Origin of the sequence: Methanobrevibacter sp., assembly GCF_045126245.1 — an archaeon.
Taxonomy (GTDB): Archaea; Methanobacteriota; Methanobacteria; order Methanobacteriales; family Methanobacteriaceae; genus Methanocatella.
Map to the genome: position 1 here is coordinate 1 of NZ_JBGVOG010000046.1, position 7,385 is coordinate 7,385.

General features: G+C 31.7%; 8 protein-coding genes. All 8 read right to left on the bottom strand.

Features of this window, described 5'->3' with window-relative positions; translation table 11 throughout:
• Positions 1-260: 260 nt before the first annotated feature.
• Positions 261-1,127, bottom strand: a complete 867-nt coding sequence (locus ACJMLZ_RS03660) for a shikimate kinase (protein ID WP_405304005.1) — start codon at positions 1,125-1,127, stop codon at positions 261-263.
• Positions 1,127-2,209: a glycosyltransferase family 4 protein gene (locus ACJMLZ_RS03665; protein WP_405304006.1), complete on the bottom strand. Its 1,083-nt coding sequence runs from the start codon at positions 2,207-2,209 to the stop codon at positions 1,127-1,129. The genes ACJMLZ_RS03660 and ACJMLZ_RS03665 overlap by 1 nt, the downstream gene beginning before the upstream one ends.
• 216 nt (positions 2,210-2,425) lie before the next feature.
• Positions 2,426-2,722: a putative quinol monooxygenase gene (locus ACJMLZ_RS03670; protein WP_292820881.1), complete on the bottom strand. Its 297-nt coding sequence runs from the start codon at positions 2,720-2,722 to the stop codon at positions 2,426-2,428.
• Positions 2,723-2,809: 87 nt separating this feature from the next.
• Complete coding sequence (gene npdG, locus ACJMLZ_RS03675; RefSeq protein WP_292820883.1) at positions 2,810-3,496, bottom strand: NADPH-dependent F420 reductase; 687 nt, start codon at positions 3,494-3,496, stop codon at positions 2,810-2,812.
• 116 nt (positions 3,497-3,612) lie between these two features.
• Positions 3,613-4,689: an NAD(P)-dependent alcohol dehydrogenase gene (locus ACJMLZ_RS03680; protein WP_405304007.1), complete on the bottom strand. Its 1,077-nt coding sequence runs from the start codon at positions 4,687-4,689 to the stop codon at positions 3,613-3,615.
• Positions 4,690-5,160: 471 nt separating this feature from the next.
• The gene (locus ACJMLZ_RS03685) at positions 5,161-5,916 is read right to left on the bottom strand and encodes a helix-turn-helix transcriptional regulator (protein ID WP_405304008.1); all 756 of its coding nucleotides are present in this window, start codon (positions 5,914-5,916) and stop codon (positions 5,161-5,163) included.
• A gap of 65 nt (positions 5,917-5,981) precedes the next feature.
• Positions 5,982-6,836, bottom strand: a complete 855-nt coding sequence (locus tag ACJMLZ_RS03690; protein WP_405304009.1) for a helix-turn-helix transcriptional regulator — start codon at positions 6,834-6,836, stop codon at positions 5,982-5,984.
• 111 nt (positions 6,837-6,947) lie between these two features.
• On the bottom strand, positions 6,948-7,385 hold a 438-nt coding region (locus ACJMLZ_RS03695; protein ID WP_405304010.1), incomplete at its 5' end, for a cobalt-precorrin-5B (C(1))-methyltransferase.

A 7,385-nucleotide genomic window follows, 5' to 3' on the forward strand; every position in this document is an offset into this window, starting at 1 on the left:
GCAAGAACAACATCCTTTGCAATAGAGGTCCTCTGAGAAATTAAATCAAATAATTCATTATCAATTTCATCAATGCGATTTCTGGATTCTTTTAGAAGATTTTCAGCTTCCTCAATGCTATTGAAAGATTTAATTTTATAATCCTCACTCAAAAAAATCACCATTCTTGATAATAATGATAATAATATAATTTATAATAATACTAGTATATAAACTATATGATTAATTACTTTAAAAACAATTAATTGAATAACAGGCACTCATTTTAATATGCATCCATCATTATCCACTTTTGTTCTAATGACCCTACCTTCATATTTGGCCCAAGCCTGTTCTACATCATCAATGGAATCGTCACTTACAACAGCTACAAAGGAAGAACCAGTACCTGACAAACCTGAAGCGATTGCCCCCGCTTGAAGAGCATCAACGGCAATTGTCGAATCAAAACCCAAAGTTGCTGCATAAATTAAACCGTTCAAATTAAGAGCCTTGAAATAATCTTTTTGTTTTGCAAACTCAAAAGCAGTTTCAACCAATGGTGCCAGCAACTTCATTCTTTCGGGATTGGAATCTCCGGATTTTGAATAAAAATTAGGCATATAAATTAAAATTGGATAATCCTGCATTTTTTCCTTTATAATAAACTCTCTATTTTTATTGTCTGTTACGACAACCCCTCCAAAATAAGAAGCAGTTGCATCATCAAATGAGCCGGTAATTGTAACGCCAGCATCCAGCGAAGCGTCAATAGCCATATTAATAATCTCCAAATCATCGAGAGGTTTTAAATCAAATTCTTGTGAAACAATCGAAGAAGTCACTTTCACAATAGCATTAGACGACGCACTGCTGCTTGAAAGTCCAGATGCCATTGGAAGGGAAGAATTTGTTTTTAAATCAATCCCGAATTCATCTTCACTGACATTATAATAATCAAATACTTTTTTAACACACAATTCCATTAAAGAATTATCCGCTCCAACATCATTACTGCATTTGATTGAATTGCTGGAAGTTTTAGCCTCACAGACAATATCCAATCCAATTCCGAATGCAGAACCGAAGCCCGTTGCTATTGCATTAATTATAGTTGCGGAACCCGGTGATCTCACAATTTTTTTCATTATTTAACCTCATCATATGGAATATCCACTTTGGAAAAATCAAGAGCCCTGTTTCTTGCATTTAAAGATAATACATATCTTAAATCATCATCGTTTACTAAATTATCAATAGCATCAGCAATAGATGATATTTTATTCGGATTTACAAGCAAACCAACATCATCGTTTATGATTTCACTAATTCCACCAACATCACTACCGATTACAGGTTTCCCGCAGGCTAACGCTTCTATCAAAACCAATCCGAAGCTTTCTGAAAATGAAGGCAATATTAAAATATCACAGCTTGGAATAATATCTTCAACATCGTTTCTTGAGCCGGTGAAAATCACATCACGGATATCCTCTTCCTCAGCTTTCTTTTTAAGTTTTTTAAATAGAGGACCATCTCCAACAATCACAAGATAATAATCACTGTTTGCTATTTTTTTAGCTTCCAGGAGCGAATCGACATTTTTTCTTTTAATCAAATTGCCTACAAAAAGAACAATCGGTTTGTCAAAGAGTTTATATTCCTGTTTAAATGAGTCATTTTCTTTATTGGAAAATTTATCAATATCAACAGAATTCCAGGACAATTTTGTTTTATTCGCAATTCCCCGGACTCCTGTTGCAATAATCTCATGTTTCAATGCGTTGCTTACTGCAAAAACACCGTCAGCATTTTTCAATACTTTTTTAATAGGTGACCTCATGAAAGGTTGCTTTTTATATAATTCAAACATGTCAGAACCATGTGCGGTTACATATGTCTTTATGTTATGCTTATTTCCAACTTCCACTGCAACATCACCGGCAGGAAAGAGGTAATGCCCATGGATAATATCAATGTCTTCTTTTTGGATAAGCTCTTTCAATGCCCTTTTAGCATTAAATTTGAACATTAAACCTCTAATACCTGGAATACTGAGACCTTTTGTCCCGATAACGTGAATTCCATCAATATCTTTAATTTCCTTATGGGGATACGTAATCACATAAACTTCATGACCCTGCTTGACAAGCTCTTTCGATAATGTGTGAATATGAACACCCACCCCTCCAAAATGAGGCGGGAACTGACCAACCATAGCTATTTTCATAAAAATAAACCCCTATTAATTATAATTAATTTATTAAAATTATTATTTAAATAATTACCCAAAAAATAAATGGAATAAATTATCTAGAAAGTTTTTGAAAAATCACAAAAATAATCCCCAATGATAACATGTGAAAATAAGATTATTACTAAAATAAAAAAAGAAAAAAATTAAATAAATTTTAAATGAAAACATCAAGTATTTAGAGAAATCTATCTAAAGTTCAATAGAATCCGCTTCATAAACATTTATAATTAAATCTTGTGCAACTAAATCTGCAATATTTCCTCCAAAGTTAAGGAAATGTTCGGTTTGCAAATGTGCATCCAAAATTTCTTTGGATTCCCATTGTTCAACAAATAATAAAGAGCTATCTCCAGTATGGCAATATAGATTATAATCTACATTTCCATCTTCTTTTCTTGAATTTTCAATTAAGTCTTGTGCAAATTCGACAATCTTATTTGCAGCATCCTCATCTTTAGGAATTGCTTTTGCTAAAACAAATATCATAGAATCACCTTTTTATTTAAAAAAACATATAAGTTAAAAAATTAGAAATATTCTTTCTAAAAATTTAACTTATCTTATGAAAAAATTTTACTTCATTTCAAATTGAGGTATTCCTGTAATTCTTAGACCACCATAATGGGATCTGTATTTGATGTTTAACCCAATTAAGAGAGGAGTAATTTTTTCAATGATACGGGATTTTTCTAAAATTCCGCAGTCAATAGCTTGAACTCCTGGAAGTTTATTAATGAGTTCGGTAGCAATTTCTTTTGCTTCGTTGTCATTACCTGCAATTAGACAATCACAATCTATATCATTAGGGATATTGGCCAAATGAGAATTACTGATATTACAAAATGCACAGATTACCTTTGCACCGGTTCCGGCAAGGATTTTGTCAGTTCTTTCAGCTGCTGAACCTTCCATTAAATCAATGAAACGGAATGGTTTACCGCCAATAGCTGTTTCTAATGGTACAGTAGCATCTAAAACAATTTTATCATTACAGAATTCCTTAATGCCTTCAAGAGTAGGTTTTTGAGCTGCCAAAGGTACTGTGAGAATTAGGATGTCACCTTCTTTTGCCGCATCTTCATTAGCCATACCAACAATATTTAAATCATAATCTTTGAGTTCTTCTATTGTTTCTTCAACAATTGTTAAAGCCTTTTCTTCTTTACGGGAGCCTACAATAACCTCAACGCCTTCAATAGCAAATCTTTTTGCGATACCTAATCCTTGAGGTCCGGTTCCGCCAATTACTGCAACTTTCATGTTATCCTCCACATGTTAAAATTAAATTTCGACTGATTATTAAAAAACTTTTAAAAAAAAAGTAATGGAAAAAATTCCATTACTTTAGTTTTTCCAATTGAGAAAACAGATTTGAACTAGTCAAGATCTAACATTACAACAGGTTTAATTAAGTCTTTTGGTTTTTCTTTCATCAAGAGTAATGCATCTTCGATTTTTTCAAGTCCTTTGAATTTGTGGGTAACTAATAATTCAGGGTCTTGTCTGCCGCATAATGCTAAGTCAGCAAGTCTTTCCATTCTGACAGCACCACCAGGACATAATCCGTTTTTAATGTTGATGTTGGACATACCGCAACCCCATTCTACACGAGGAATTAATACGTTGTCAGCACCACTTAAGTAGTTTACGTTGGATACTGTACCACCTGCTTTTGCTGATTTAATAGCTTCTGCCCATGTGTTTTCTAAGTTACCACCAGCAATAACTACAGAGTCTACACCTGCACCGTCAGTCAAGTCTCTGACTTGTTCGTCGATTGCTCCTTCTCTGTAGTTAATTATGTCTGTTGCACCGTATTTTTTAGCAACTTCAACAGAAATTGGACGGGTACCTGCTGCGAATAATCTTCCTGCACCTAAACATTTTGCACCTGCAATAGCTGAAAGACCTACTGCACCGATACCGATAACAAGTACTGATCCACCTAATGGAATGTCAGCGTTTTCGGATCCCATCATACCAGTGGACCACATATCGGTTAACATTACTGCACCTTCATCGGATAAACCTTCAGGGATGAATGTTAAGTTTGCGTCTGCCATGTTTACGTGGAATCTTTCTCCGAATACACCGTCTTTGAAGTTGGAGAATTTCCAACCACCGAGAGGTTCGGTTGTTTGAGATGGGAAACCTCTTTGAGCTGCTTCGTCATCCCAGTCAGGAGTGATTGCTGGTACGATTACTCTGTCACCAGGTTTAAATTTGGTTACGTGGCTACCTACTTCTACAACTTCACCAACAGCTTCGTGACCTAAAACCATGTCTTTTCTGTCACCGATTGCACCTTCCCATACAGTGTGAATATCTGAAGTACATGGAGATACACAAGTTGGTTTAATAATTGCGTCATATGGTCCACATTCTGGTACTTCTTTTTCTACCCAACCGATTTCATTGAGTCTTTTCATTGCAAATCCTTTAAAAGTTGCCATTTTTTCACCTCATTTTATTAAAAATATTTAAAAAACCTATCAAATGATTAAAGGAAAAAAACCTTTAAACAATTATTTTTTAGAAATTTGGCATATAAATAAACTATTTCTTCATACAATAAGTTTAAATAAATATTTCTGTGAATAATTCTATATTTTTAGCACTATATAAAATTAACTATTTTTCAATAGAAATTTTTCAAATTAAAGAATAAATAAGTATTACTTAATATTTTTACAAGTTAAAAATGATTTTTCAATTAAAAATTTATTTCGGAAAATAATTTCAAAAAATTAAATCAAATATTTTTTTTCGAATGAAAGTATTTTTCATATCGTATGGGGAAAAAAATTAAAATGAATTTCAAAATCTAAAAAAATAATTTAAAAAATATGTTCATGATAAAAAAACATGTTCATGATAAAAAATGAAATTGATGATGAAAATTTTAAGATTAAAAAAAATATACATTAATCAATAAAATGATTCTTATATGATTCATAGAAACTTCTAGCATCCCTTAACACAACATCATCATTGCTAAAGAGCATTTCTGAACTGTCAAATACTACATCATCGAAAAATAAGTATAATGAAGTGAATGTATTTGTAGATGTAAAGAAAATATTGGCAAGATCATCAACAATATAATAATCTATTTTCTTATCTCTTACCAAAGATTTAAAATATCTGTCTGAATCGGATTTAACTATTAAATCCAAGATGTTTTTTGTAGTAATCAAATCCAAATGACCATCATGCAAAATGATTGAATCATAAATGGCATCCATAAATATTTTGGAATAAACCGGCAAAATCATACAAATATCATTAGATAACTTAATATTTTTCAAATATATATTTATGGGTCTTGCGAATTCAGTAATGGTTGATTTGACGACAATAGAATCATTGAAAAATGAGAGTTCTTTTAAAAATTTATTTGAAATAGACTTGATTGAATGGTTTTCCCAAAAGCTACCATTATTATCAATATTTTTAAAATTGACAAGTAAATTTTCTAAATTCTGAGCAACCAAAAAACCGGCTGAAGTAATTACAAACTGCTTATTGGATAATCTTGTAATCAATTTGCACTCTTTCAATTCATTTAATCCCCGAGATATATTACCTGATTTTTTATTAAATTCTGATTCCAATTCTTTAATTGATTTTGAAGATTCATATAAACTAAATAATAGTTTTAACCTTATTTCAGAAGTCATTAAAAATTTCAATATATTAAAATCTTCCAAGTCCCTTTGACTATCGAAAAATTCAGATTTAATAATTATACCCCCTTATTCTTAGGATAAATTATATTTTCCAAAGAAACATAATCCCCGCACAATTTCTGATACTCGTCAAACAGTTTTAAACCCCATTGAATAGCGTCTTTACTAGTGGATGCAATGACCGCATTTTGATTGAATTCACCGGATTTATGAAAAAAAGCCAAAACCAGGCATTTATCGGATACCGTAAAAGCAAATTTAACATGAATGTCGTTTGGTATTAATCGGACATACTTATTTTTAATCCCTTTACTTTTAGGGACATACTCCTTAATAAAATCCTTTACTGCCTCTGAAACTTCATCTGGAAGTATCAGCTCAACGGTACATTCATTATCAATCCAATAACTAATAATATCATCATGTCTTGGGTGAAAATAAGGAAATATTCCTTTTAAAAACTTAAATCCCATTAAAGAACGTTGAAAAATTTCAGTAGCCTTAAATAAATCTATATTATTGGACTCCACTAATTTTGCACCTTCAAGCGGAGATAAATCCTTAGTTGTATCAACGTAAATGTCTAATAAGGAATCATTTAAGAAATTAACGTTTTCACTTAAAATGCGAGCGGACTTATCAAAATTAATCATATGGATTAGTTTGAGTTTTGTTTTGTTGAACAAATAAAACCTATCGTTTACACTATAAATAATCTTCCGCTGCTCAAGCTTATTAACGTTATCTAAAATTGAACTATAACCGTAATTAGTTTTCTCTTCAATCTCTTTGATTGATGCAGAAGAGTTATATAAACATCCTAAAATCTTTAAACGAATTTCAGAATTAATTAAAAACTTGATTTCCTCTTGAAAATCGTTTAAATCTTTCTCATTGAAACCAATTTTCAAACTCAAACCCCATAAAATGTAATTGTAATAAATATTTTATTTAATAATATATTTAAACATTAAGATAGATTATTGAAAAAGATTCATCAATCAATAAAAATGAACTCTTTTTTAAAACATATGATTATTGTTTAAATAATTTCCTTCCATGTCCACCAAAATAACATTTAAATCCAAATCAAAGCGCTGTTTACATCTATCATGAATAGCTTTGGCAATGCTGTTTGAAACTTCAACAGACACGTCTAATTCGTCCAATATTGACATCATGTCATCAGTTGTCTTTGAATCGAACAATTCCTGTAGATGCTGCCTATCCACACCACATAATGCCGCATGAGTGACCATTATTTCACGCCTTCCATCAGCAACGGCATGTTTTGTGTCGAATATTCCGCCGGCAACCTTAATTAACTTACCCATATGGCCAAAGTAAGTGAATTTCTTAATTCCTCTTTTTTCAGCCTCTTCAAACATGAAGCCGACGAAATTTCCTGTTTGAACAATCTGCTCTTTGGTTATATCCAGATTCTTTAAAGCTAATTTTTC

Bases quoted from the DNA above. Each gene is read 5' to 3' on its own strand.
- ACJMLZ_RS03685 (WP_405304008.1), bottom strand. From the start codon at position 5,916: ATGACTTCTGAAATAAGGTTAAAACTATTATTTAGTTTATATGAATCT.
- ACJMLZ_RS03660 (WP_405304005.1), bottom strand. From the start codon at position 1,127: ATGAAAAAAATTGTGAGATCACCGGGTTCCGCAACTATAATTAATGCA.
- ACJMLZ_RS03670 (WP_292820881.1), bottom strand. From the start codon at position 2,722: ATGATATTTGTTTTAGCAAAAGCAATTCCTAAAGATGAGGATGCTGCA.
- npdG (WP_292820883.1), bottom strand. From the start codon at position 3,496: ATGAAAGTTGCAGTAATTGGCGGAACCGGACCTCAAGGATTAGGTATC.
- ACJMLZ_RS03665 (WP_405304006.1), bottom strand. From the start codon at position 2,209: ATGAAAATAGCTATGGTTGGTCAGTTCCCGCCTCATTTTGGAGGGGTG.
- ACJMLZ_RS03680 (WP_405304007.1), bottom strand. From the start codon at position 4,689: ATGGCAACTTTTAAAGGATTTGCAATGAAAAGACTCAATGAAATCGGT.